This is a genomic window from Rhodococcus sp. P4_E4 (assembly GCF_056401575.1).
This window is the reverse complement of sequence record NZ_JBFUJB010000002.1, coordinates 283,989-308,501: the sequence shown is the minus strand read 5'-3', so window position 1 is coordinate 308,501 and position 24,513 is coordinate 283,989. Positions and strand designations below refer to the sequence as shown.

Here is a 24,513-nt window from a genome sequence, read left to right as displayed (position 1 = left end):
ACCCCGCACCGGGAAGTATGTCGTGCATCACACCGAATCGAGTAAATTCGTAGATGAGAGGGTCCGCTGCGGCGGCCCCTCTCATAGGTGCCTGAACAGGTAACCGGAGAGGACAGAACACATGAGTACGCCGCTGCCCAGCTATACGTCCGGAGTATGGGACGGTCCGATGCTGGGCGACACCATCGGAGACAACCTCGATCGCACGGTTGCCGCACACGGCGACCGCGATGCGTTGATCGACCACGCCAGCGGTCGACGATGGACGTACCGGGAGTTCGCCGAGCAGGTGAACGGGCTCGCTGCCGGACTACTTTCCCGTGGTGTGGGGAAGGGCGATCGGGTGGGGATCTGGGCTCCCAACTGTCCGGAATGGACGTTCACGCAGTACGCAACGGCAAAGATCGGCGCGATCCTGGTCAACATCAATCCGGCGTACCGCTCGCACGAGTTGCAGTACGTGCTCGAGCAGGCCGGAATCTCGACGCTGGTGTCTGCGGCCAGCTTCAAGACCTCGGACTACGCGTCGATGATCGAGACGGTGCGGCCGCAGTGCCCGGATCTGACGTCGGTGCTCCTGCTCGGTTCACCCGAGTGGGACGCGGTGCTTGCAGACGGCTTGGCGGCGCAGGCAAGCGATCCGGCTCCGCTCGCCGCAGCCCAGGCCGCGTTGTCGGCCGACGACGCGATCAACATCCAATACACCTCGGGCACTACCGGTTTCCCGAAGGGTGCGACGCTCAGCCACCACAACATTCTCAACAACGGCTACTTCGTCGGCGAGTTGTGCCACTACAGCGAGGTCGATCGGGTGTGCATCCCGGTGCCGTTCTATCACTGCTTCGGCATGGTGATGGGCAACCTTGCGTGCACCAGTCATGGTGCTGCCATGATCATTCCGGGCCCCGCATTCGATCCGCGCGCTTCGCTCGAAGCCGTCCAGGCCGAAAAGTGCACGTCCCTCTACGGCGTTCCGACGATGTTCATTGCCGAGTTGGCGCTGCCGGACTTCGACAGCTTCGATCTGTCGTCCCTTCGCACCGGCATCATGGCGGGTTCGCCCTGCCCGGTCGAAGTGATGAAGCAGGTCATCGATCGCATGGGCATGGCAGAGGTGTCCATCTGCTATGGCATGACGGAGACGTCACCGGTGTCGCTGCAGACCCGCTCTGACGATTCGATCGAGCAGCGCACCGAAACCGTCGGTCGGGTGGGGCCGCACCTCGAGATCAAGATCGTAGATCCGGCAACCGGACTGACGGTGCCGCGCGGCGAGCCGGGCGAACTGTGCACGCGTGGTTACTCGGTCATGCTCGGCTACTGGGAGAACCCGGAGAAGACCGCCGAGGCGATCGACGCTGCCCGGTGGATGCACACCGGAGACATCGGAGTCATGGACGAGGCCGGATACGTCGCTATCACGGGACGCATCAAGGACATGGTCATCCGCGGTGGTGAGAACGTATATCCGCGTGAGATCGAGGAGTTCCTTTACACCCATCCCGACATTCTCGACGCGCAGGTCATCGGTGTACCGGACGCCAAGTACGGCGAGGAATTGATGGTGTGGGTCCAGATGCGCGAAGGTGCAGACGATCTGGACGCCGATTCGGTCCGTGCCTTCTGCACCGGCAAGCTCGCGCACTACAAGATTCCGCGGTACGTCCATGTCGTGGACGAGTTCCCGATGACAGTCACGGGCAAGGTCCGCAAGATCGCGATGCGAGAACAGGCGATCGAATTGATCGGTCAGGCCTGAGCATATGTCCGCGAACCCAGGGGAGCGTGAGCCGGTACGCCCCGAGATCGCGCTCTCCTGGAAGCGTTCTCGACTGAGTGGCCTCGATCCGTCGTCGGCAATCGCCGTGGACACCGAGGAGCAGGACGGCGAATCTCGTCTGCTCCGGGCGGCCGCGCCCGTGCTCGACGAGGTGTCGCAACAGATCGCGGGCACCGGTTTCTGTGTGCTGCTTGCTGATCGAGAATGCCGCGTGGTCGCTTCGGTGTACTCCGACAGCCGCGTCGAGCGGACAATCGAGCGGTTGGGCGTCGTCAACGGTTCACGCTTCGGTGAAGAGCACGCCGGTACCAATGCACTCGGTACTCCGCTCGAGGTAGGTCGAAGCGTGGTGATCCACGGGGACGAGCATTTCCTCGACAGCCTCAAGGGATTGAGCTGCTACGGCCAGCCGATCTTGCATCCCGTCACACGTCGCGTCGAGGGTATTCTCGACATGACCGGCGTTGTCTCGCAGGCCAACCCGCTGTTCGCGCCCTTCCTTGCGCGTGCTGCAGCGGATATCGAGAAACGACTGCTCGAAGGCTCCAAGGCGTCGGAGCAGCGGCTGGTCGACGCATTCCAGCGAGTGTCACATCAGCGCCACATTGCCGTCGCGGCCATCGGCGACGACATCCTGCTGAGCAACCGAACGGCCTTGGATCTGCTCGACACCGCCGACCACGTATCACTCCGGTCCTTGATCGCCGATCTCAATCCTGATCAATCGAGGCTTGTGACAGTCGAATTGGCGTCCGGTGCGCTGGCGCGAGTTCAAGCCGACCGGATTTCCGGGGCCGACGGCGGTGCACTCTTCCTGGTCGAACCACTCCAACGGGAACGGGCGCCCATCCGCAGAACCCACGAGCGGGCACCATCTCCGGGGGAACGACTGCGCCGAGACCTCATGCGAGCGCGGGCCTCGTCGTCCGCAGTTGCTATCTCTGGTGAAGCGGGTTCCGGTCGAACTTCGGCAGCATCGGACGTGGTCGGGAGCGTCGACGCCAGTTGGCACGATGCCACGCGGATCGCGTTCGACGGCCGTGAGCAGTGGATCACCGATCTTGTGCGAGCAGCCCGTAAGCGTTCGGGCGTGGTCGTGATCGAACAGGTGCAGCTCCTTCCCGATTCGGTGTTGCCGCTGGTCGCAGACCTGATCGATGCCAGCGCCGAGGGGCCGAAGATCGTACTGACCAGCGGGGCGGCAGTTGATCTTCCGCCGACCATCGCGGCGCTGCTTTCACGATGCGCCTCCAGGGTTGTCATCACCCCTCTGCGCGAGCGACAGGCTGAGATCGCCGAGTTGGCTCAGGTGATGTTGGAGGGGATCTCGCCCGAGTTGAGGTTGACCGCCAGCGCTGCCGAAGCGCTCGCTGCGGCCAGTTGGCCGGGCAACCTGGCCGAATTGCGCGTCGTGTTGAATCGGGCCTCAGGTGAACGCTCGAGCAATCGCATCGACGTCGTCGATCTGCCCGAGGACTATCGCACCACGGCAAAGGTGTCGCGGTTGGCAGGGCGGGAGAAGGCCGAGCGCCAGGCGATCATCGGAGCGTTGAAAGACTGCGGCGGCAACAAGGTTCACGCGTCGGCGCAACTCGGAATCAGCCGAAGCACTCTCTACACACGGATGCGGGCGCTCGACATCACTGTGTAGTTTGCTGTCCGAATTGAGTTGTACAAAGTTCGGACAGTTAGCACCCCCGGAAGCGCGGAAGTATGGCGTGCATCACATTCGCACCTCACTACTTCAGGGGAGTTTCCGATGACGGCAGTAGCCGAACACACCATCAGTTCCGCGGTACAGGGTTTCCTGAACGGACCGAAGAAGCTCTACATCGGCGGCGAATTCGTCGACGCCGCTTCGGGTCAGACCTTCGCGACGTACAACCCGGCTGACGGACAGAAGCTCGCAGACGTGGCACACGGCCAGGCCGAAGACATCGACCGCGCGGTACGCGCCGCCCGAACGGCTTTCGAGGACGGCCCCTGGTCTCGGATGAAGGCAAACGAGCGCGAGCGGATGATCTGGCGCGTCGGCGACATTCTCAGTGCTCGTGCCGAGGAATTCGGTCAGCTCGAAGCTCTCGACAACGGCAAGTCCGTTGCCATCGCCACCGCCGTCGACGTGGCTTGGGCCGCAGACGTTTTCCGCTACTACGCGGGTTGGGCCACCAAGATCGAAGGTAGCACCGTCAACGTGTCGATGCCCTTCTCTCCGGGCGGCGAGTTCCACGCCTACACCCTGCGTGAGGCAATCGGCGTCTGTGGACTGATCGTGCCGTGGAACTTCCCGCTGCTGATGTCGTCGTGGAAGCTCGCCCCCGCGCTCGCCGCCGGCAACACGGTGATCCTCAAGCCCGCTGAGCAGACCCCGCTCACCGCACTGCTTCTCGCGGAGGTCTTCGAAGAAGCCGGATTCCCGCCCGGCGTCGTCAACATCGTTCCCGGCTTCGGCGATGCAGGTGCTGCACTGTCCGGCCACGACGACGTGGACAAGGTCGCGTTCACCGGTTCCACCGAGGTGGGTAAGAAGATCGTCGACGCCGCCAAGGGCAACCTGAAGAAGGTTACGCTCGAGCTCGGTGGCAAGAGCCCCAACATCGTATTCGCCGACGCGGATTTCGATTCCGCTGTGGAGGGTTCACTCAACGCCTGGCTGTTCAACCACGGCCAGTGCTGCGTTGCGGGTACCCGTCTGTACGTCGAGGACACCATCTTCGAGAAGTTCACCGAGGCCGTCGCGCACGCAGCGAGCCAGGTCAAGATCGGACCCGGCCTCGATCCCACCACCCAGCTCGGACCGCTGGTCTCGCAGGAGCAGTTCGACAAGGTCACCGGTTACCTCCGTGAGGGGATCGCCGACGGCGCACGTGCACTCACCGGCGGTAACCGCTGGGGCGATCAGGGCTACTTCGTCGAGCCGACTGTCTTCGTCGACGTCAAGCCCGAATTCTCCATCGTTCAGGAGGAGATCTTCGGACCCGTCGTGGCAGCGCTGCCGTTCAACGCAGACGACGGACCCATCACTGCCGCAAACGATTCCATCTACGGACTTGCCGCCGGCATCTGGACCCGTGACATTTCCAAGGCCCACCGCACGGCCAAGCGTCTCAAGGCTGGCTCGGTGTGGATCAACCAGTACAACGGCTTCGACACCGCAATGCCTTTCGGCGGATACAAGCAGTCCGGTTGGGGCCGCGAGCTCGGCGCTTCGGCTATCGATCTCTACACCCAGACCAAGGCCGTCAACATCGCCCTCTGACCGACCCCCATCGCTCATTCTCTCGTCCGACAATCAAGGAGATCACCAGTGAAGACCAAAGCTGCTGTACTGCTCGAGCCCGGAAAGCCTTTCGAGATCATGGAACTCGACCTCGACGGCCCCGGGGTGGGTGAGGTACTGATCAAGTACACCGCTGCCGGACTGTGCCATTCGGATCTGCATCTGACCGACGGTGATCTCCCGCCGCGTTACCCGATTGTCGGCGGACACGAAGGCTCGGGCATCATCGAAGAGGTCGGACCCGGCGTCACGAAGGTCAAGCCGGGCGACCACGTCGTGTGTAGCTTCATCCCCAACTGCGGCACCTGTCGCTACTGCTCGACCGGTCGCCAGAACCTTTGTGACATGGGTGCCACCATCCTCGAAGGTTCGATGACGGACGGTTCCTTCCGTTTCCACGGCAATGGAATGGATTTCGGCGGAATGTGCATGCTCGGAACGTTCTCCGAGCGCGCCACCATTTCTCAGCACTCGGTGGTCAAGATCGACGACTGGCTTCCCTTGGAGACAGCAGTGGTCGTCGGCTGCGGCGTGCCTTCGGGATGGGGAACGGCAGTCAACGCCGGTAACCTTCGCGCCGGCGACACCGCGGTGATCTACGGCATCGGTGGCCTCGGCATCAATGCCGTCCAGGGCGCCGTTTCGGCCGGCTGCAAGTATGTCGTGGTGGTCGACCCGGTTGCTCTCAAGCGTGAGACCGCACTGAAGTTCGGTGCAACCCATGCCTTTGCAGACGCCGAGAGCGCTGCTGCCAAGGTCAACGAGCTGACGTGGGGACAGGGCGCCGACGCGGCGCTCATCCTTGTCGGCACCGTCGACGAGGACGTGGTCAGTGCAGCGACAGCAGTGATCGGCAAGGGCGGCACCGTGGTGATCACGGGTCTCGCCGATCCGGCCAAGTTGACCGTGCACGTGTCGGGAACCGATCTGACGCTGAACCAGAAGACGATCAAGGGCACATTGTTCGGATCCATGAACCCGCAGTACGACATCGTGCGACTGCTTCGTCTCTACGATGCGGGTCAGCTCAAGCTCGACGAACTGATCACCAACACCTACAGCCTCGAAGACGTCAACCAGGGCTACCAGGATCTGCGTGATGGCAAGAACATCCGTGGCGTGATCATTCACGACAAGTAGGACAACTGCTGTGCGCCTTTATTAACCGCCGGCGGTTAATAAAGGCGCACAGTACTATTTCTTGGCTTTCGACAAAATCTGCATCAACTGAAGTAGCGCCGAGAACTTCGCGAACACCGAGCGCGAGACCACCGGACCGAAAGCCGCGGTGTCGGTTGCGTCGAAGGCGTCGAGCAGATCGCGAAAACTTTCGACCTGTTTGACCATCGCGTCGAGATCGACGTGCGTGACTGTGTCGGCGTCGCGCAGAGCGAGCAGGTACTGCGGCGCCGTCACCAAGGCGACTGCCGGGATCTTCCGCTCGAACAGTGGTTCACCCTCGCCGAAATGAATGACCGGTCCTGGCGCCACGATTCGGCGATCGCCTGCCCCGATGTCGCGCCACAGCGGTGCAACGATGTCGTGTACTTCCCGACTCGTCGCGTAGAGCAGTTCCGGTTCCGGAGTGGTCTCCAACGAATAGCTGCCGATCGAGGTGTTCTCGGTATCACCCAGTGCGCCGAGATGTTCGATTGCGATCCCCGCTACTGCGCGCGCCTGACCGTCTTCGCCCTTCCACATCTCGGGGTGTGCTTCGAGCCAGGTGGACGTTGCCTGTCCGTGCTTGGACACCGCTGGAATGCGAAGGTGGCCGGTCGTCAGCACAAAAACGTACGACCGTCGATGCGGCTGCGCGACGGCGTGCCGCGCCAAGGCCAACATTCCCAGATGCCCGTTCTCCTCGACGCCGTTGGTTCCGTCGCTGTGAGTGATGAGCAGAATCGTCTCTTCCGGTGATGTCCCCGGGGATACCGCCCACACCGTGTCGGTCCGGGTGTCCGGATGCAGAGTTGCATCCAGAACCAGAGTCGCCCGCTGACCGGAACGGGCTGCAGCGACAACCTTCTTGCCCTCGTCGCCGGCCACCCAGACGGCGGGGATGTCGTGGTACGGCTGCGTGAACGGAAGATATTGTCCCAGCGCGTTGTCCGGAGCGATGTCACGCCACACCGCGATCACGCCGAGCACTCCGGCCTTGCGGGCCTTGTCGAGTTTCGGGCCAAGAAGGGTTGCGGAGAGAACCGGATTTCGAAGAGTCTCGTCGGTGGCGATCGGACCCCACTCGCTGACCAGTAGCTTGCGGGGAAGATCGATGTGCGGGACCTCGATCACCGCGATCGCGCCCTTGGCCGCGGACCATTTGGGGCGTCGCGCGCTGACGTAGACCAGGGGAGCGGAGATTCCCTGTGGTCCGGTCAATCCCGAGTAGGGGAATGCGGACGAAACCTTGATCGGCCCCGTGGGCAATTCGATGCGAAGTCCGTCAGACGTTGCCGGTAGATCCCAGCGTTCGAAAGTGTGTGAATCACGCCGGACTTCGAGGCCCAGTTCGGTCAGTTCGTTCGCGACTTCCTCCACCACCGCGTGGTGTGAAGGTGATCCCGTCAATCGTGGCCCCCGCGCGTCGAGTCGCTGTTGGCCTGCAAGGAGGAGATCGCGATCGACGGCCTGGCCGTGATTCATGGGATTGCCTTTCGTACTACGCGACGTCTGCTCTGGTGAGGCGCCTGCCCGTGTCGTGTCCACGGTACCGAGCGGTCTGAAAAGGAGACGGAGAGCGCGCCGGATATGCCGTTTTCGCAGATATACCAGGTGCCAACGAGTCGGTCGGTCCGTACCGTATGACCTTGGCACCGAAAGACTCCGTGTTCTTCGGACAGACCAGTCCACGGCGAGAGAGGCCTACGTTGGCTACGTATCTTTACAGGTTGGGGAAGTTCGCTTTCCGCCACAAGTATCTTGTGGTGGCCGCGTGGATTATCGTGATCGCGGTGGTGGGGGGCGCTATCAGCGCCACAAATCCGACGTTCTCCAAAGAATTCAATCTTCCGGGCACCGATTCACAGCGTGCGACCGAGTTGATGAACGAGAACTTTGCAGCGGCAGCGGAGCAGCAAACTCAGGCGTCGACCAGCATTCTCATCGCGGCAGACGACGGGCTTGCCGCGCACAGCGATCAGATCGACCAGTTGATCGCACAGGCGAAGACGTTGCCGGACATCGTCGATCCCGAGAAGATCGTCAATCCGGTCACTCTCGCGGAGGCCAATCCGGCGGTAGCGTCCGCCGTTCTCGGCGACAACGGCAAGGTCGGGCTGATCCAGCTCAATCAGTCGATTCGCATCGAGGATCAGACGCAGGCGAACAAGACGGCGTTGCTCGATTTGATGGCAAAATTCCGCACTGGTGGCCTGCAAGTCGAAGGCACCGGTTCGATGATGCAGGTGCAGGCCGCGGGCGGTCTGTCGGAGATGCTCGGCTTCGCGGTGGCGTTCATCGTGATGATCGTGGCGTTCGGCGCACTCATCGCGGCGTTCATCCCGTTGTTCACTGCAATTCTTGGAATTGCGCTGGCCACTCTGACGGTCACACTCGGCTCGGGCTTCTTCGACATCAACGAAGGTGTCACGGGAATCGTCACGATGATCGGCATCGCAGTCTCGATCGACTATGCGTTGTTCATCGTCTCGCGCTACCGCAGTGAGCTCAATCTGGGCGGAACCAGGGAAGCTGCTGCCGGACGCGCAGTAGGTACAGCCGGTTCGTCGGTCGTATTCGCGGGCCTGACAGTTGTGGTTGCGCTGGCAGCCCTGGCGGTGGTCGGGGTCCCGATGATCACGCAGATGGGAATCTCGGCAGCGGTTGCCGTCATCATCGCCGTGCTCGGCGCAATCACGTTGATCCCGGCAGTTCTGGGCATCTTCGGTCGGTTCGCGTTCTCGCCTCGTATTCCCGGGCTTCGCCACGGTGACGAGCCCGAGACGATGGAATCCAACGGACATCGCTGGGCCAAGATAGTCACCAAGTACCCGTGGCCGATCGCGGGTGCTGCTCTGGTCCTCCTGGTGATCGCGGCTATTCCGATGACGAAGCTCGAACTCGGACTCTCGTTCACTCAAGACGAAGAGCGACCGGCACTGGCCCTCCTGCAACGAGGATTCGGTGAAGGCGTCAACGGCGAATTGTTCGTCGTGCTCGACGCGCCCGACGGCACCGACATCACCGCGATTGCCGAAGGCACTGTCGCGCACATCAAGGGCCTCGACAACGTCGCAACGCCGGATCAGTTGATGTGGGTCGGAAACGGACCGGACGCGGCAAACCCGATGGCGGGCGCAAACTCTGCGCTCATCGCGGTCACCCCGCAGATGTCTCCGAGCGGCCCCGAAACCCACGAGCTGATGAATCAGATCCGGGACTACGGATCGACGGTGAAGTCGGAAGGCGCAGAACTCGGTGTAGCGGGTCAAACCGCGATCGTTGCAGACATGTCGTCGAAGCTCAGTTCCGCGCTCATCCCGTATCTCATCGTGGTTGTGGGGCTGGCGTTCATCATCATGATGGTCGTCTTCCGCTCGATCTTGGTGCCGCTGACCGCAACTCTCGGATTCCTGTTTTCCGTCTGTGCGACCTTCGGCGCCACGGTTGCCATTTTCCAGTTGGGCGACTTCGGGCTGATCGAGCACACACAACCCATCATCTCGTTCCTGCCGATCTTCATGATCGGTGTGGTCTTCGGGTTGGCGATGGACTATCAAGTGTTCCTCGTGACGCGAATGCGCGAGGAATACGTGCACGGATTGTCGGCCAAGGACGCCATCATCTCCGGCTACACCCATGGTGCTCGCGTGGTCGCATCGGCGGCCATCATCATGATCTCCGTGTTCGGCGCATTCATGCTGTCCTCGGAGACGACAAGCAAGATGATGGGCTTCGGTCTCGCGGCGGCAGTCTTCTTCGACGCCTTCATCATCCGCATGATCGTGATCCCTGCGGTCATGTCGATCCTCGGTGATTCGGCGTGGAAGTTGCCCGCGTGGATCGACAAGATCCTGCCGAACGTCGACATCGAGGGTGAAGCGATTCGGCGGATTCCGATCGAGCAGGATCCGGATTCCGATCCAGACCCGAATCAGGTGCCGGTGAGGGTTTAAGCACTCAGGTCGTCAGGACGGGGTGCCGGTTGCACAGCAACTGGCACCCCGTTCTTCTGTCTTCATGCGGCGCTCGCGCGATAGGAAACCATCCGGTTGGTAACAGAAATCGCTGTGATCGCGACAGGACTTCCAGAGGCGACGCGCATCGGGAGCGAGCCGTGACAGTGACTGCGAGGGTACGTGTCGAAGGAGCAAACCGATTCGAAGCGGGCCGAGAAGTGGACCTTCGCGCTGACGGTCGTCTCCCTGATCGCCGGTGGGACAGTGGTTGCCGGGCTGGTGGATCGGTGGAGCAGCTCGCCGTCCGATGACATCTCTGTAGCTGCGTCATCTTCGATCACCATGACGTCTACACCGGACGAGATTCCGGCGGAGGACGTGCCTGAATTCTCGTACGTCACGCCGAGCGCGGTGTACCCGACAACGATTCCGGGTTGTGAAAGCGTCGAAGCGCCGGACGACGAACACGGAATCTCGATCTTCACATCGACAGGCGGCGACGAGGCGTACGACGACCCACGTTTTCCGTGGTTTTCCGGCGCCAAGGCTGTATCGATGTCGGATTCGGTCGCCGATGCGATTCCGGACGGCGTCGAGATCAAGTTCGCCAGTCCGCGCCGATCGCTCCAGTTCGGTCCGATCTCGGCACCGTCGACCTCGGACGAGTTGCCCGAGGGATGGACGATCGAGGATCTGGCGTCCACTGATGCGTCGGCGACAATACTTCGAGGCGAGGCCAGTGGTGGACTGTCGGTCTCGGTCAACAGCAGTAAGGCGCCGGTTCCTCCGTGCGTCGCCGGTTCTCTCGTCGAACGTCGCTCACTCGCGGATGGTTCAGTTGTGGACGTGCAGGACTCGTGGAGTGAAATCAACGGACAACGCACTCTTTCTCGTTCGGCGTTCCTTTACGGCATCGATGGCACACGAGTTCACGCCTATCTCGATGACACTGCCGATCGAGTCGGCGCCGAGGTTCAGGCAAGCGGCGCGCTTCCACTGACCATCGACGAACTGGTTTCTCTGGTCAGCCTGCCGCAACTGCGAATCACGACGCCTGCTCCGCCGGGTACGGCACCGCTTTCGCCCGGGTGCCACGGGATCCCCCGAGACTCTGGCGACGTGGCCGAACTCGATCGCGCGACGATCGAACGTCTCAACGCGGTACTCGAAGTCAGATGGCGCGCTGTACCTCCGGGTTTTCCGATTCTTGATACCGGACCGGGCACTCTGACGGTGGCGGAGAATGACAAGTCCACTGCATGTCAGAGACTTCTCACCCGGACGGGAGACAGCGAGTCGACGCTCAACATGACAATTACCGGCGGACAACCACTCCCCGAGGAGCCCAACAAATACGACCCTTCCTACGACGGGCACCCCTTGGAGGTCGTGACGCGACCGGATGGATCCGTGATCGAGCGAGACGAACGGAACTACGCGACCGTGCCCATGACAAATGACGGCTCGAAAGCAGAATCGACGCAGGAAACGAGCAGGTCGGTGGTCGTCACCCGCCCGAATGGGACCCAAGTCTCGGTTTCGTCGTCGGCTGCGATCCCGAACGATCCGATGACGTTCGCGCAGTTGGAGTTTCTCGCGACGACCGAAGGCCTGGAGATTCGATGACCACCAGATTCTCCCCGAAATCGCGACTTCGGATCGCGGCCGCCGCAGCCGTAGTCACCGTCACTGCCGCCATCGCCACGGTGGTCACGTCGACGAGTTCCGAACCGACAGCGATCTCGTCGCCGCTATGGAGCGTCGAGGCCTCCGAGATTCTCGGTCGCGAGTTCGCGATATTTCGGAGCCCACTTGTCGGCACCGAATTCAACATGGACATGGGCGGATTCATCGATGCCGGATCACTCGTGGTCACGATGATCGGTATGCCGGATCGTCAGGCGTATTCGTTGGACGACGCAGAATTGGTCGGATTGGACGCCGAAGATGGCACAGTTCGTTGGCGCACGTCGGCGGTCGACATCGGTGGTTGCTCCGAGACTCTGCTCGGCAGTTCGGTGCTGTGTTTCTCCGGGCCGTACGTATCCGGTGGTTCGTACTCACTTTTCGATATCGAGACCGGAGAGCGTCGAGACATCAAGACGCCGTGGGCACCGATCATCGCGGTTGTCTCGGGTGACAGGGTCCTCGCGCTCGAGGGTGATATCGAGAGCAACGACGTTCGCGTGCACAGCGGAACCGTCGACGATCCGGAAGCGAACTGGTCCAAAGCGTTCGACGTCGGTGGATCGTGGGAAGCCGGATACGTCGATCCGGTGATGTCGGTGCACGGCGATCTGGGTGTGATCGCTCTCGACGAGTCTCTGGGATTCGATCTGAAGACCGGCGAACAGCGGTGGGTACACGGTTACTCCACCTGTTCGACCGCGCATACATCGTCGGACGGGGTGACATTGGTGTCGGATGGCGGTTGCGAAGGCAATGGCCGTCCGACAAGTGAGTACGCGCTCGATCAGAACGGGCGCGAGTTCGCCAGGACGGACGAACTGCCCTCGGAGTCCTCGTACTACGGCGGGCGATACAGCCGAGATAATCCCGCAGGAGGATCGACTCCGATCATTCTGGGACACAGCGGTTTCGACCGGACTTCCGGCGAGAAATTGTGGTCCAACAGTGAACTCTTCGACACCGCACAGTCGTTGGCGGTAATCGGCAACGTGGTTGCCGTGACCCGTTCCGGTTCCGAGACCGAGGTCCAGTTCGTGGACCTCTTCACCGGTGAGGTCCTGTGGCGATCGAACGCCGAGCGCGCCGGGGAGGTTGTCTGGCACGGCGATGTCGTTATCGACGAGGGAAACGTCTACGGAACGGATGTCCGTACGGGCCAACGTAGTTGGGAGGTTCGGGTGGACCAGGACGGGGACGACGAGTTCACCCCCTGGGCGATGCCGCGGGAGCTGTGGGCAGGGGGCAAGGTGCTGTTGCGTTCCAGTGAAGACAGCATCACGGCGTTGAAGGTGTCTTGAGTGCTTCGGCCTCCGGTGCTGGAACAGTTTTCCCGGTGATCGGATCGACTTCCTCGAGCGGTGGAACGTCTTCTCCGTCGAGCACTCGGCGCATGCGCTCCTTGTCGAGCTGCCCCTCCCAATTGGCGACCACGAAGGTTGCGACACAGTTCCCGAGCAGGTTCACCGAGACTCGCATCGAGTCCATGATTCGATCCGCGCCCAGTAGGAGGGCGACTGCGGCGACGGGAATTGCGCCGTGACCGATTGCGGCCACGGTGGCGGACAGTGCCAGGAATGACGATCCCGGCACGCCGGCCATTCCCTTGGACGTGAGCATCAGTACCAGGACGGCAGTGATCTGTTCACCGAGTGTCAGGTCCACGCCGAGTGCCTGAGCCAGAAACAGCATGCAGATCGAAAGGTACAGCGTGGCGCCGTCGAGATTGAACGAGTAGCCGGTAGGCACCACCAATCCTGTTGTAGTGCGCGAGCATCCGGCGTTGGTGAGCTTGACCATGATTCGGGGCAGAACTACTTCGGTCGACGCCGTTCCCAACGCGAGGAAGAGTTCGTCCTTGATGTACTTGACGAACTTCCACAGATTCACGCCCGTGAAGTACCTGACTATCGCCGCCAGGATGAGGATGAACAGGACGGCCGCAAGATAGCATGCGGCGATCAGCTTTCCGTAACTTCCGAGCGAAGCGATCCCGTACTGGCCGACGATGTACGCCATCGCGCCCAAAGCGCCCAACGGCGCCAGTCTCATGATCCAGCCGATGATCGTGAAGAACAGATGACTCAGACGATCGACTAGTTCGAACACGATCGGTGGTCCACTCTCGCCTGCCTTGGCCAAGGCGAGCCCGAACAGTACGGCGAAGAAGAGGACTTGGAGGAGTGCGTTCTCGGCGAAGGCCGAAACTATCGACACCGGAATGATATTGAGCAGGAATTCGACGGTGTGGGGAAGCTCGCCGCTTCCAGTCTTGGCGGCCACGGCGTCCGCACCGTTCGCCAGCGTCTCCGGATCGATGTTGAATCCCGCACCCGGCTTCATCAGATTTCCGATGAGCAGCCCGAACAACAGGGCAAAGGTGGTCACGACCTCGAAGTAGATGAGTGCTTTGACGCCGATACGCCCCACCGCTTTCAGATCCCCGACGTGGGCGATCCCGATTACGACGGTGCAGAAGATGATCGGCGCGATCAGCATTTTGATCAGCTTGATGAAGCCGTCGGCGAGGGGCTTGAGATTCGCGCCGAATTCGGGCCACAACCAGCCGATGAGAACGCTGATGACGATAGCGGCGATCAATTGCACGAACAGTGATCGGTACCAGGGCGGCTTGTTGGCGAGTCGCGCGAGCTCGCTGTTCGGCAGTTTTACGGAAGTTGGCATGGATGGGAACGGTAGGTCTGCTTGATTGCGAAAAAATAACTCGCGAATGTCGTGGATGTAACGCGTCGAGGTTGCATCTCGGACAACAATTCGGTCAACAAGCGACAGTTGTGTGTGACTGTGGTTATTGTTTCCCTGAGCGGTGATCTTCCGTCCGCGTGCATGCACGACGTGTGAGAGGGGCTGTCATGGGGCAAATTATCGGAACCATCATTTTCGGCGCAGTCATCGGAATCCTGGCTCGTCTCGTACTGCCAGGTAAGCAGCAGTACGGCATGATCATCACCGTCGTCCTCGGTGTCGCCGGAGCGCTTATCGGGTACTGGGTCTGGGGAGCGATCTCGGACAAGGGCGACACGGGTGGAATCGACTGGATCCGCTGGATCATCAGTATCGCCGCGGCGGCCGTGCTCTCGATCGGCTACAGCGCCGTCACGGGCAAGAAATAGCAAGCCAACGCGATTCGCGAAGTGCGCCCTCCCGAAGTTCGGGAGGGTGCACTTTTGGTTTGCCCTAGTTGTCCGACCCCAGTTGTGAGCGAACGGCACTCTCGTCGCCTCAGATGCGCCGAAAGGCGCGTTCGCTCAGGGGGAGGGTCGCCGTAAATTCAGAGCGCTCGTCGCTGAAGATGCAGCGCCTCGAGGAACTGCGCCGGCAGATCCTGCTCGAGGATTTCGTCATCGGGATGCGGTAGCGCTTTGATTTTCGCGAACTCGTCGTTGAGGCGTTCCATCTTGACGTCGAGGCGGTGTGCCGCGGCAGCAGCCTCGGTGAGTTCGTCGAGGAGCTCGACGGGAACCTCGCGGTTGTACTTGTAATAGATCTTGTGCTCGAGGCTCGCCCAGAAATCCATCGCGATGGTGCGGATCTGGAGTTCGATCGGTACGTGCCGGACGCGGTCACTCATGAAAACCGGGACCTCGACGATCAGGTGCAAGCTCTTGTAGCCGTTGGGTTTCGGATCGGCGATGTAGTCCTCTCGCTCGATCACCCGAAGGTCCGTCTGACTGGTGAGCATCTCGGCGATCCGGTACGTGTCGGAAATGAAGCTGCACGTGATGCGTACGCCGGCGATATCGAAGATGTTCTTCGCGATGTCGTCGATCGTGAGCGGGATGTTCAGTCGTTGAGCCTTACGCAGGATGCTGTCCGGCGACTTGACCCGTGACGTCACGTGTTCGATGGGGCTGTACTGATTGATGTGAGTGAACTCGTCCTTGAGGATGTTCACCTTGGTCATCAGTTCGGAGATTCCGAATTGGTACAACATCATGAAGCGGGAGAACTCGGTCCGCAGTTCGGCGAAATCGGCTCTGCTGACCCCACTGCTGTCTTCCACGTTCGGCACCCTCATCTGTTAGCTGGTGTAACCAGTCTGCCACCGATTGTGCCGTGTCCGGTTTCAGTGGGTGCGCAGTGCGGCGAGCGTCATATCCCGCAGGACGCGACGTGCGCGTGCCGGCGAAGCTGGGTTGGCGCTGTGAGGGGTCGAGTTGATCAGTCCGAAAGTGGCATGCGCTTTGATGCGGGCATCCGCCTGGTCGAGCTGGGGATCGAGTTGCTCGAGGACTCCGACCCACACCTCGACGTACTTGCGCTGCGTTTGGCGCACCTGTCGACGCGCGTCGGCCGGCAGGCTTTCGAGGTCGCGGTCCTGGATGCGGATCAGGTCCGGCTCGCCGAGCGCGAAGTCGAGGTGGAACTCCACCAGTGCGTCGAGAGCGGCGCTCGGTGAGTCCGCTGCCTCCGCTGCCGCAGAACCGCCTTCGTGCAGGCGCGTGCTGATGCCGACGAGAAGTTCCACGAGGACGGCATCCTTGTTGGGGAAATGCCGGTACACGGCCGGGCCGCTGATACCGACGGCCGCGCCGAGGTCTTCGAGTCGCACACTCACGAATCCGCGTTCGGCGATCAACCGTGCGGCGGCATCCAAGAGCTGACGACGACGGTCGGCCTTCATCTGATCGCGTCGCGTCGGAGCTGCTACCTGCTCAGAGGTCATTCTCTCGATCTTTCTTCGCTTGTGTTCTGGACAACTCAGTTAATCATAGTTAATCTAGTTTCAGTTATCGAGCATTAACTCATGGCGAAGGCGGCGGGATGACTCCCAGTGGAATCACGCAAGGATCGGGCTACCGGTCCGATCACACCGTTCTGGTGGACGAACTGAAGAAGAAACTGGCGCAAGCAGCGCTGGGTGGCAACGAGCGCTCTCGCGAGCGCCACGTGAGCAGAGGGAAGCTGCTGCCGCGAGATCGCGTCGACTCGCTACTTGATCAGGGCAGCCCGTTCCTCGAGTTGTCCCCGCTGGCGGCCAACGGCCTGTACGACGACGAGTGCCCGGGCGCCGGCGTCATCACCGGTATCGGCCGTGTGTCGGGCCGGGAGTGCGTCATCGTCGCCAACGACGCGACGGTCAAGGGCGGCACCTACTACCCGATGACGGTGAAGAAGCACCTGCGCGCGCAGGAAGTTGCGTTGCAGAACAACCTTCCCTGCATCTACCTCGTCGACTCCGGCGGCGCTTTCCTGCCGCGCCAGGACGAAGTCTTCCCGGACCGCGAGCACTTCGGCCGGATCTTCTACAACCAGGCGACCATGAGCGCCAAGGGGATTCCCCAGATCGCCGCAGTTCTCGGTTCGTGCACCGCGGGCGGCGCCTACGTGCCCGCGATGAGTGACGAAGCAGTGATCGTCCGCAACCAGGGCACGATCTTCCTCGGTGGTCCGCCGCTGGTGAAGGCGGCCACCGGTGAGATCGTCACCGCCGAAGAACTCGGCGGCGGCGACCTGCACTCCAAGGTTTCCGGCGTCACCGATCACCTGGCCGAGGATGACCGCGACGCACTTCGTATCGTGCGCAACATCATTGCCACGCTCGGCCCCCGCTCCGAGCGCCCGTGGGACGTCATCTCCACGGTTCCGCCTGTCGCAGATCAAAGCGAACTCTACGACGTCGTCCCGACCGATCCTCGGACTCCGTACGACGTGCACGAGGTGATCACCAAGCTCGTCGACGGTGGCGCGTTCCAGGAGTTCAAGGCTGAGTACGGCAAGACGCTCGTCACCGGTTTCGCCCACATCGAGGGCCACCCGGTCGGCATCGTCGCCAACAACGGCGTGCTCTTCGGTGAATCCGCCATGAAGGGAGCACATTTCATCGAACTGTGCGACAAGCGCAGTGTGCCGCTGCTGTTCCTGCAGAACATCGCAGGCTTCATGGTGGGACGCGACTACGAGGCCGGCGGCATCGCCAAGCACGGCGCCAAGATGGTCACGGCAGTTGCGTGTGCACGGGTCCCCAAGCTGACAGTTGTCATCGGCGGCTCGTACGGCGCCGGCAACTATTCCATGTGTGGACGCGCGTATTCGCCTCGCTTCCTGTGGATGTGGCCGAACGCGCGCATCTCGGTCATGGGCGGCGAGCAGGCAGCTTCGGTGCTCTCGACGGTTCGTAGCGAGCAGCTCGACAGCGCGGGCAATCCGTGGTCGGCCGAGGACGAAGAGTCGTTCAAGGCGCCGATCCGTGAGCAGTACGAGGCTCAAGGCAATCCGTACTACTCCACTGCGCGGCTGTGGGATGACGGTGTCATCGATCCCGCAGATACCAGAACTGTTCTCGGCCTGGCCCTTTCGGTGTGCGCAAACGCACCGATCGAGCCGGTCTCCTACGGCGTCTTCCGGATGTGAGCGAAATGACTGAGTTGCGCACTATCGATACTGTTCTCGTGGCCAACCGCGGTGAGATCGCGGTTCGCGTGATCCGCACGCTGCGTGAGTTGGGAATTCGCAGCGTCGCCGTCTACAGCGACGCCGACGCGAATGCTCGCCACGTCCGCGAGGCCGACACTGCCGTCAACATCGGACCGGCCGCGGCGCGTGAAAGCTACCTCGTCATCGACAAGGTCATCGACGCTGCCAAGTCCACCGGTGCTCAGGGTATTCACCCCGGTTACGGCTTCCTGTCGGAGAACTCGGCGTTCTCGGCTGCCTGTGCGGCCGCCGGAATCGCCTTCCTCGGCCCCTCCGAGCGGGCGATCGAGGTGATGGGTGACAAGATCACCGCGAAGAACGCGGTTGCCGCGTTCGACGTGCCGGTGGTCCCGGGTATCGCTCGTCCGAACCTGACCGACGAAGAACTGATCGCAGCAGCCGAGGACATCGGCTACCCGGTGTTGGTCAAGCCTTCGGCCGGCGGCGGTGGCAAGGGAATGCGTCTGGTCGAGGATCCGGCCAATCTGGCCGAGGCTCTTCGCAGTGCCCGCCGTGAGGCCGCGTCGTCGTTCGGCGACGACACCCTGTTCCTCGAGCGATTCGTCCTGCGGCCCCGGCACATCGAGGTCCAGGTTCTCGCCGACCAGCACGGCAACGTCGTTCACCTCGGTGAGCGCGAATGCAGCCTGCAGCGGCGTCACCAGAAGGTCATCGAAGAGGCTCCGTCGCCGCTGCTCGATCAGGTGACCCGTGACCGGATCGGCGCGGCAGCGTGCAACACCGCTCGAAGCGTCGATTACACCGGCGCCGGCACCGTGGAGTTCATCGTCTCCGCCGACAAGCCGGACGAGTTCTTCTTCATGGAGATGAACACCCGCCTGCAGGTCGAGCATCCCGTCACCGAAATGGTGACCGGACTGGATCTGGTCGAATGGCAGGTCCGTGTGGCAGCGGGAGAGAAGTTGGCCTTCTCCCAGAGCGACATCACGCTGACCGGGCACGCCATCGAAGCTCGTGTGTACGCGGAGGATCCGGGCCGTGGATTCCTGCCGACCGGCGGCCGCGTCGTCGATCTGGTCGAGCCGTCAGGTTCCGGCGTGCGCGTCGATTCCGGACTGCTCGCAGGCACCGTCGTCGGCAGTGACTACGACCCGATGCTCAGCAAAGTCATCGCCCACGCTCCCGACCGCGCAGGCGCACTGCGCAAACTCGATCGCGCACTCGGTGACACCGCAGTGCTCGGAGTCGTGACCAACATCGAGTTCGCACGATTCCTCCTCGCTGATCCGGATGTGATCGCGGGCAACCTCGACACCGGTCTGCTCGATCGTCGCGTCGAAGACTTTGTCGCAGCCGACGCCTCCGACGAGGTTCTCATTGCTGCCGCGGCGTATCGCTGGCTCTCGCGATGGACAACTTCGGAATCCGTTGATCCCTGGGACGTCCCGAGTGGATGGCGCGTCGGAACTCCCGCTCCGACCAGCATCAGGCTCGCCGCCGGCACCCGAACGTCGCACGTTGCGATCGTCGGCGTTCCCGCCGATGCAAAGGTCGAGGTCGAAGGTTCACAGCCGCGCGCATTCAGCGCGACCCTGACGGGATCCGAACTGGCGGTGGTGATCGACGGACGCCGACGCACGTTTGTCGTCGCCGAGACCGATGGTGGTCTGTGGCTGGCAGGCGGCGGAACCTGGCACGTGCGCGAGGTTGCCGAAGTCAGCGTTCGCGGTGAGGACAAGCACGCCGGTGACGCCGAAATCGCCAGCCCCATGCCCGGTGCCGTCATCGCAGTCAACGTCGAGAACGGCGCGGCAGTGAGCGCGGGACAACCACTCGTCGTGGTCGAGGCCATGAAGATGGAGCACTCCTTGACGTCCCCGATCGACGGGATCGTGGAAGTGCTTGTCCGTCAGGGCGATCAGGTGATGGTGGATCAGGTTCTGGCCCGCGTGGTACCTGTCACGGACGAAGAGACTGCAGAAGTAAAGACCGAGAACACGACGCAGAAGGAAGACGCCTGATGTCCGATTACCTTGCCACCGGAGCGCTTCCGGACGAATACCAGCAGCTCGCCAAGACGGTTGCGGACTTTGCGAAGACCGTAGTGGCACCGGTTGCTGCCGAGCACGACGCCAACCACACCTTCCCGTACGAGGTAGTGGCCGGGATGGCTGACATGGGACTGTTCGGCCTGCCGTTTCCCGAGGAGTACGGTGGAATGGGCGGCGACTACTTCGCACTCTGCCTGGCGCTCGAAGAGCTGGGCAAGGTCGACCAGAGCGTCGCGATCACTCTCGAAGCTGGTGTGTCCCTTGGTGCCATGCCGATCTACCGTTTCGGTAACGAGGCACAGAAGCAGGAGTGGCTTCCGCAGCTCACCAGCGGCAAGTCGTTGGCTGCCTTCGGCCTGACCGAGCCCGGTGCGGGTAGCGACGCCGGCGGCACCAAGACCACCGCGAAGTTCGACAGCGGTGAGTGGATCATCAACGGCAACAAGCAGTTCATCACCAACTCGGGCACCGACATCACCAAGCTCGTGACGGTCACCGCGGTCACGGGTGTCAAGGACGGCGGAAAGAAGGAGATCTCGACGATCCTCGTGCCGACCACGACGCCCGGCTTCACGGCCGAACCGGCGTACAACAAAGTCGGTTGGAACGCATCCGACACCCATCCGCTCACGTTCGCCGATGTTCGTGTCCCCGAAGAGAATCTGCTCGGTGAGCGCGGCCGCGGCTACGCGAACTTCCTGCGCATCCTCGACGAAGGCCGCATCGCCATTTCCGCGTTGAGCGTCGGTGCCGCCCAGGGCTGTGTCGACGAGTCGATCAAGTACGCCAAGGAACGCGAGGCGTTCGGTCGCCCCATCGGACACAACCAGGCCATCGCGTTCAAGATCGCGCGTATGGAGGCTCGTGCCCACGTCGCACGTACCGCGTACTACGACGCGGCCGCACTCATGTTGTCGGGCAAGCCGTTCAAGAAGCAGGCGTCCATCGCCAAGCTCATCTCCTCCGAAGCTGCCATGGACAATGCCCGCGACGCCACCCAGATCCACGGCGGATACGGCTTCATGAACGAGTACGCCGTCGCGCGCCACTACCGTGACAGCAAGATCCTCGAAATCGGTGAGGGAACCACCGAGGTGCAGTTGATGCTCATCGCCCGTGAGGCAGGGTTGTGACGAACCCCAAGAAGATCACTCAGCGCGGGCTCTGGTTCGAGGAGTTCGAGGTCGGCGCGATCTACGAGCATCGCCCAGGCCGGACCGTGACCGAGGCTGACAACGTCCTGTTCACGACTTTGACGATGAACACGCAGGCGTTGCATCTCGATGCCGCGTACAGCGAGGACACTCAATTCGGTGTGCGGTTGGTCAATTCGATGTTCACCCTGTCGACCATCGTCGGCCTCTCGGTCGCGCAGTTGACGCAGGGCACCATCGTGGCGAACCTCGGTTTCTCCGAGATCAGCTTCCCGAAGCCGCTCTTTCACGGCGACACCTTGTATGCCGAGACGCTCATCGCGGACAAGCGCGAGTCGAAGAGTCGTCCAGGTGAAGGCATCGTGACGCTCGTGCACACCGGGCGTAACCAGCACGGCGATGTCGTCGCACTGGCCACGCGCAAGACGTTGGTGCAACTGCGTCCGGCAGAGGTGTCCTCATGACGTGGACGCCACCGGGGCCGGCCTGGTTGTTCTGCCCGGCGGATCGTCCCGAGCGCTACGCGAAGGCGGCCGCCGTTGCCGACGTCGTGATCCTCGATCTCGAAGACGGGGTGGCTCCGGCCGACAAAGAAGCCGCACGTGCAGCCCTGATCGACACTCCTCTCGATCCGGACCGGACGATTGTGCGCGTCAATCCGGTCGGTACGCCTGATCACGAACTCGATCTGATCGCGCTGGACGGCACACACTATTCGCGTCTCATGCTGTCCAAGTGCGAATCGGCCGAGGACGTCCTCTCGCTCGCACCGGCGGACGTGGTTGCACTCGTCGAGTCCCCGCGAGGAGCCCTCGCCGTGGCCGACATCGCGCTTGCTGCGAACGCCATCGGTGTCATGTGGGGAGCCGAGGATCTTGTGGCCGGTCTCGGCGGTAACTCGAGCAGGCACCCGAACGGTTCGTACCGCGACGTTGCCAAGCACGTCCGATCGACGTCTCTCCTGGCTGCGAAGAGCTACGGCCGGTTGGCTGTCGATTCCGTTTATCTCGACATCAAGGACCTCGTCGGCCTGGGCGTCGAGTCCGCTGATGCTGTCGCAGTCGGCTTCGACGTGAAGGTTGCGATCCACCCGAGTCAGGTCGAGGTCATCCGTGGTGCCTTCGCACCTTCGGAAAAAGAGATCGACTGGGCCACACGAGTGCTTGCCGCGGTGTCTACTGAACGTGGTGTGTTCGCGTTCGAGGGCAAGATGGTCGACGCTCCCGTTCTTCGTCACGCCGAGAAGCTTCTTCACCGAGCCGGAATCTTTCAGCAGAAGGAGAACTAACGGATGAGCAAAGTCGTGAATACGGCAGCTGAGGCAGTTGCCGACATCGCGAGCGGATCCAGGCTCGCAGTGGGCGGCTTCGGGCTGTGCGGTATTCCCGACGCACTGATCGCGGCGATCGCCGACGGCGACGCCACCGATCTCGAGGTGTTCTCCAACAACTGCGGTGTCGACGACTACGGTCTCGGCATTCTGCTCGGCGCGCACCGGATCGCCAGGGTGACGGCGTCGTACGTGGGGGAGAACAAGGAGTTCGCCCGCCAGTATCTCGCCGGTGAGCTCGAAGTGGAGTTGACGCCGCAGGGGACGCTGGCCGAGCGGCTGCGAGCTGGCGGTACCGGCATCCCGGCGTTCTACACTCCGGCCGGCGTCGGCACACCGATCGCCGAGGGCGGCTTGCCGTGGCGATACAACCCGGACGGTTCGATCGCCGTGGCGTCGCCACCGAAGGCGACGGCAGTGTTCGGTGGCCGCACGTATGTATTGGAAGAGGCGATCACCGCTGACTTCGCGCTCGTGCACGCGGACTACGGCGACACCGAAGGAAATCTCGTCTTCAACAAGACGGCGATGAACTTCAACCCGCTTGCTGCCATGGCCGGCCGGATCACCATCGCGCAGGTGGAGAACCTCGTCGAGCCGGGCGACATCGACCCCGCACACGTGCACCTACCTGGTGTGTTCGTCGCGCGGGTCGTGCACACAGGCCCACAGGAGAAGCGGATCGAGAAGCGGACCGTCTCAGGGGGTACCAAGTGAGCAGCGCAGAGGAAACTCGTATCGGTTGGACCCGCCACGAGATGGCCGCTCGCGCTGCTGCCGAGATGCGGCCGGGTGAGTACGTCAACCTCGGTATCGGCCTGCCGACGCTGATCCCCAGTTACTTGCCCGAGGGTGTCAAGGTGGTCCTGCACAGCGAGAACGGCATCCTCGGTACCGGACCGTATCCGACTGATGATCAGGTCGATGCCGACCTCATCAATGCAGGTAAAGAAACCGTCACTGTCAATCCTGGTGCCGCGTTCTTCGACTCGGCCCTCTCGTTCGGGATGATCCGCGGCGGCCACATCGACACCGCGGTGCTCGGCGGGATGCAGGTGTCGAAGACGGGTGACCTCGCCAACTGGATGGTCCCCGGCAAGATGGTCAAGGGCATGGGCGGGGCGATGGACCTGGTCCACGGTGCCCGCCGCGTCATCGTCGTGATGGAGCACACCGATCGCGACGGAAACCCCAAGATCGTCGAGGCATGCACCCTGCCGCTTACCGGGCAGGGCGTCGTCAACCGGATCATCACCGACCTCGCGGTGCTGGACGTCACCGCGGACGGGCTGGAGCTTGTGGAGCTGGCTCCAGGTGTCACCAGTGAACACCTGAAGAGTGTGACTGGTGTGGGTTTTTCCTGAAGCTTCGTACCTTCAATCGAAAGAACGCGCCGACCGCTGGTCGGCGCGTTCTTTCGTCGGTCTGTCGGCGTGTACCGATAGTCTCGATCAGCGACTGTCGAATCTGGTTCGAGCTCGGGCACCAAGTAGCTGAGGGGCCTGTAAATTGTCCGAGGTGACTGATGTGGATGGGGGTGCAGATCGTCGGCAGCAAATTGATTGTTCCAGGGGTGGAGATGTCGCGCACAGTGTCTGAACCGTGCGTTTCGGCAATGCGATCGGGGGGTAGATGAGCTGGGCGATTTGTAACGAATTGCAGCAAAACCGTCGATACACCGGGGTATGGATTTCTCTTGTCACCTATGTATCGGAG

Annotated in this window: 19 protein-coding genes; 15 read left to right on the top strand and 4 right to left on the bottom strand. The window is 62.1% G+C overall.

What is annotated here, in order from left to right; all coding sequences use genetic code 11:
- Nucleotides 1-121 precede the first annotated feature (121 nt).
- The 4 genes from AC1DVN_RS04345 (at nt 122) to AC1DVN_RS04330 (ending at nt 6,200) form a co-directional block, all read left to right on the top strand.
- Nucleotides 122-1,759 carry an AMP-binding protein gene (locus tag AC1DVN_RS04345; RefSeq protein ID WP_029254895.1) on the top strand — a complete coding sequence of 546 codons (1,638 nt, stop codon included), beginning with the start codon at nt 122-124 and terminating at the stop codon, nt 1,757-1,759.
- Nucleotides 1,760-1,763: 4 nt separating this feature from the next.
- A complete protein-coding gene (locus AC1DVN_RS04340; protein ID WP_020969015.1) occupies nt 1,764-3,431 on the top strand; it encodes a sigma-54-dependent Fis family transcriptional regulator in 1,668 nt (555 codons plus the stop codon).
- Between the two features lie 108 nt (nt 3,432-3,539).
- Complete coding sequence (locus AC1DVN_RS04335) at nt 3,540-5,039, top strand: aldehyde dehydrogenase family protein (RefSeq protein WP_019744236.1); 1,500 nt, start codon at nt 3,540-3,542, stop codon at nt 5,037-5,039.
- A gap of 48 nt (nt 5,040-5,087) precedes the next feature.
- On the top strand, nt 5,088-6,200 hold the full coding sequence (locus AC1DVN_RS04330; protein WP_019744235.1) for an NDMA-dependent alcohol dehydrogenase: 1,113 nt from the start codon (nt 5,088-5,090) through the stop codon (nt 6,198-6,200).
- Nucleotides 6,201-6,254: 54 nt separating this feature from the next.
- On the opposite strand, the gene AC1DVN_RS04325 is transcribed toward AC1DVN_RS04330, so the two are convergent.
- Nucleotides 6,255-7,703 carry a hypothetical protein gene (locus tag AC1DVN_RS04325; protein ID WP_477847429.1) on the bottom strand — a complete coding sequence of 483 codons (1,449 nt, stop codon included), beginning with the start codon at nt 7,701-7,703 and terminating at the stop codon, nt 6,255-6,257.
- Nucleotides 7,704-7,927: 224 nt separating this feature from the next.
- Here AC1DVN_RS04325 and AC1DVN_RS04320 point away from each other — a divergent pair, with 224 nt between their 5' ends.
- The 3 genes from AC1DVN_RS04320 (at nt 7,928) to AC1DVN_RS04310 (ending at nt 13,164) form a co-directional block, all read left to right on the top strand.
- Entirely contained in the window at nt 7,928-10,174 is a 2,247-nt protein-coding gene (locus tag AC1DVN_RS04320) for an MMPL family transporter (protein WP_477847449.1), read from the top strand.
- A 183-nt stretch (nt 10,175-10,357) separates the two neighbouring features.
- Nucleotides 10,358-11,803, top strand: coding sequence for a hypothetical protein (locus AC1DVN_RS04315; RefSeq protein WP_046378246.1), 1,446 nt, complete (start codon nt 10,358-10,360; stop codon nt 11,801-11,803).
- A complete protein-coding gene (locus AC1DVN_RS04310; protein WP_477847432.1) occupies nt 11,800-13,164 on the top strand; it encodes an outer membrane protein assembly factor BamB family protein in 1,365 nt (454 codons plus the stop codon). Before AC1DVN_RS04315 ends, AC1DVN_RS04310 begins: the two co-directional genes overlap by 4 nt.
- On the opposite strand, the gene dctA is transcribed toward AC1DVN_RS04310, so the two are convergent.
- Entirely contained in the window at nt 13,142-14,548 is a 1,407-nt protein-coding gene (dctA, locus tag AC1DVN_RS04305; RefSeq protein WP_477993502.1) for a C4-dicarboxylate transporter DctA, read from the bottom strand. The two genes, AC1DVN_RS04310 and dctA, sit on opposite strands and share 23 nt — an antisense overlap.
- 188 nt (nt 14,549-14,736) lie before the next feature.
- Between dctA and AC1DVN_RS04300 the strand changes: the two genes are divergently transcribed.
- Complete coding sequence (locus AC1DVN_RS04300; RefSeq protein WP_021334317.1) at nt 14,737-14,997, top strand: GlsB/YeaQ/YmgE family stress response membrane protein; 261 nt, start codon at nt 14,737-14,739, stop codon at nt 14,995-14,997.
- Nucleotides 14,998-15,155: 158 nt separating this feature from the next.
- Here AC1DVN_RS04300 and AC1DVN_RS04295 read toward each other — a convergent pair whose 3' ends face one another.
- Together AC1DVN_RS04295 and AC1DVN_RS04290 are read right to left on the bottom strand one after the other, a co-directional pair.
- Entirely contained in the window at nt 15,156-15,902 is a 747-nt protein-coding gene (locus AC1DVN_RS04295; protein WP_029254901.1) for a GTP pyrophosphokinase, read from the bottom strand.
- Nucleotides 15,903-15,950: 48 nt separating this feature from the next.
- Nucleotides 15,951-16,550 (bottom strand): SACE_7040 family transcriptional regulator, encoded by a 600-nt coding sequence (locus tag AC1DVN_RS04290; RefSeq protein ID WP_003941968.1) that lies wholly within the window; start codon nt 16,548-16,550, stop codon nt 15,951-15,953.
- Nucleotides 16,551-16,648: 98 nt separating this feature from the next.
- Here AC1DVN_RS04290 and AC1DVN_RS04285 point away from each other — a divergent pair, with 98 nt between their 5' ends.
- Genes AC1DVN_RS04285 through AC1DVN_RS04255 form a run of 7 tightly spaced genes read left to right on the top strand, consistent with a single transcriptional unit; the run spans nt 16,649 to nt 24,161 of the window.
- Entirely contained in the window at nt 16,649-18,238 is a 1,590-nt protein-coding gene (locus AC1DVN_RS04285) for a carboxyl transferase domain-containing protein (protein WP_070797560.1), read from the top strand.
- Between the two features lie 5 nt (nt 18,239-18,243).
- Nucleotides 18,244-20,283, top strand: a complete 2,040-nt coding sequence (locus AC1DVN_RS04280) for an acetyl-CoA carboxylase biotin carboxylase subunit (RefSeq protein ID WP_416315085.1) — start codon at nt 18,244-18,246, stop codon at nt 20,281-20,283.
- A complete protein-coding gene (locus tag AC1DVN_RS04275; protein WP_007730190.1) occupies nt 20,283-21,446 on the top strand; it encodes an acyl-CoA dehydrogenase family protein in 1,164 nt (387 codons plus the stop codon). Before AC1DVN_RS04280 ends, AC1DVN_RS04275 begins: the two co-directional genes overlap by 1 nt.
- The gene (locus AC1DVN_RS04270; RefSeq protein ID WP_003942078.1) at nt 21,443-21,931 is read left to right on the top strand and encodes a MaoC family dehydratase; all 489 of its coding nucleotides are present in this window, start codon (nt 21,443-21,445) and stop codon (nt 21,929-21,931) included. The genes AC1DVN_RS04275 and AC1DVN_RS04270 overlap by 4 nt, the downstream gene beginning before the upstream one ends.
- Nucleotides 21,928-22,755 carry an HpcH/HpaI aldolase/citrate lyase family protein gene (locus tag AC1DVN_RS04265; protein WP_020906880.1) on the top strand — a complete coding sequence of 276 codons (828 nt, stop codon included), beginning with the start codon at nt 21,928-21,930 and terminating at the stop codon, nt 22,753-22,755. The genes AC1DVN_RS04270 and AC1DVN_RS04265 overlap by 4 nt, the downstream gene beginning before the upstream one ends.
- Nucleotides 22,756-22,758: 3 nt before the next feature.
- On the top strand, nt 22,759-23,514 hold the full coding sequence (locus AC1DVN_RS04260; RefSeq protein WP_007730192.1) for a CoA transferase subunit A: 756 nt from the start codon (nt 22,759-22,761) through the stop codon (nt 23,512-23,514).
- A 41-nt stretch (nt 23,515-23,555) separates the two neighbouring features.
- The gene (locus tag AC1DVN_RS04255; RefSeq protein WP_176749024.1) at nt 23,556-24,161 is read left to right on the top strand and encodes a 3-oxoacid CoA-transferase subunit B; all 606 of its coding nucleotides are present in this window, start codon (nt 23,556-23,558) and stop codon (nt 24,159-24,161) included.
- The last annotated feature ends 352 nt before the right edge of the window (nt 24,162-24,513 follow it).

Bases quoted from the DNA above. Each gene is read 5' to 3' on its own strand.
- AC1DVN_RS04345 (WP_029254895.1), top strand. From the start codon at position 122: ATGAGTACGCCGCTGCCCAGCTATACGTCCGGAGTATGGGACGGTCCG.
- AC1DVN_RS04340 (WP_020969015.1), top strand. From the start codon at position 1,764: ATGTCCGCGAACCCAGGGGAGCGTGAGCCGGTACGCCCCGAGATCGCG.
- AC1DVN_RS04335 (WP_019744236.1), top strand. From the start codon at position 3,540: ATGACGGCAGTAGCCGAACACACCATCAGTTCCGCGGTACAGGGTTTC.
- AC1DVN_RS04325 (WP_477847429.1), bottom strand. From the start codon at position 7,703: ATGAATCACGGCCAGGCCGTCGATCGCGATCTCCTCCTTGCAGGCCAA.
- AC1DVN_RS04310 (WP_477847432.1), top strand. From the start codon at position 11,800: ATGACCACCAGATTCTCCCCGAAATCGCGACTTCGGATCGCGGCCGCC.
- dctA (WP_477993502.1), bottom strand. From the start codon at position 14,548: ATGCCAACTTCCGTAAAACTGCCGAACAGCGAGCTCGCGCGACTCGCC.
- AC1DVN_RS04300 (WP_021334317.1), top strand. From the start codon at position 14,737: ATGGGGCAAATTATCGGAACCATCATTTTCGGCGCAGTCATCGGAATC.
- AC1DVN_RS04295 (WP_029254901.1), bottom strand. From the start codon at position 15,902: ATGAGGGTGCCGAACGTGGAAGACAGCAGTGGGGTCAGCAGAGCCGAT.
- AC1DVN_RS04290 (WP_003941968.1), bottom strand. From the start codon at position 16,550: ATGACCTCTGAGCAGGTAGCAGCTCCGACGCGACGCGATCAGATGAAG.
- AC1DVN_RS04285 (WP_070797560.1), top strand. From the start codon at position 16,649: ATGACTCCCAGTGGAATCACGCAAGGATCGGGCTACCGGTCCGATCAC.
- AC1DVN_RS04280 (WP_416315085.1), top strand. From the start codon at position 18,244: ATGACTGAGTTGCGCACTATCGATACTGTTCTCGTGGCCAACCGCGGT.
- AC1DVN_RS04275 (WP_007730190.1), top strand. From the start codon at position 20,283: ATGTCCGATTACCTTGCCACCGGAGCGCTTCCGGACGAATACCAGCAG.
- AC1DVN_RS04265 (WP_020906880.1), top strand. From the start codon at position 21,928: ATGACGTGGACGCCACCGGGGCCGGCCTGGTTGTTCTGCCCGGCGGAT.
- AC1DVN_RS04260 (WP_007730192.1), top strand. From the start codon at position 22,759: ATGAGCAAAGTCGTGAATACGGCAGCTGAGGCAGTTGCCGACATCGCG.
- AC1DVN_RS04255 (WP_176749024.1), top strand. From the start codon at position 23,556: ATGGCCGCTCGCGCTGCTGCCGAGATGCGGCCGGGTGAGTACGTCAAC.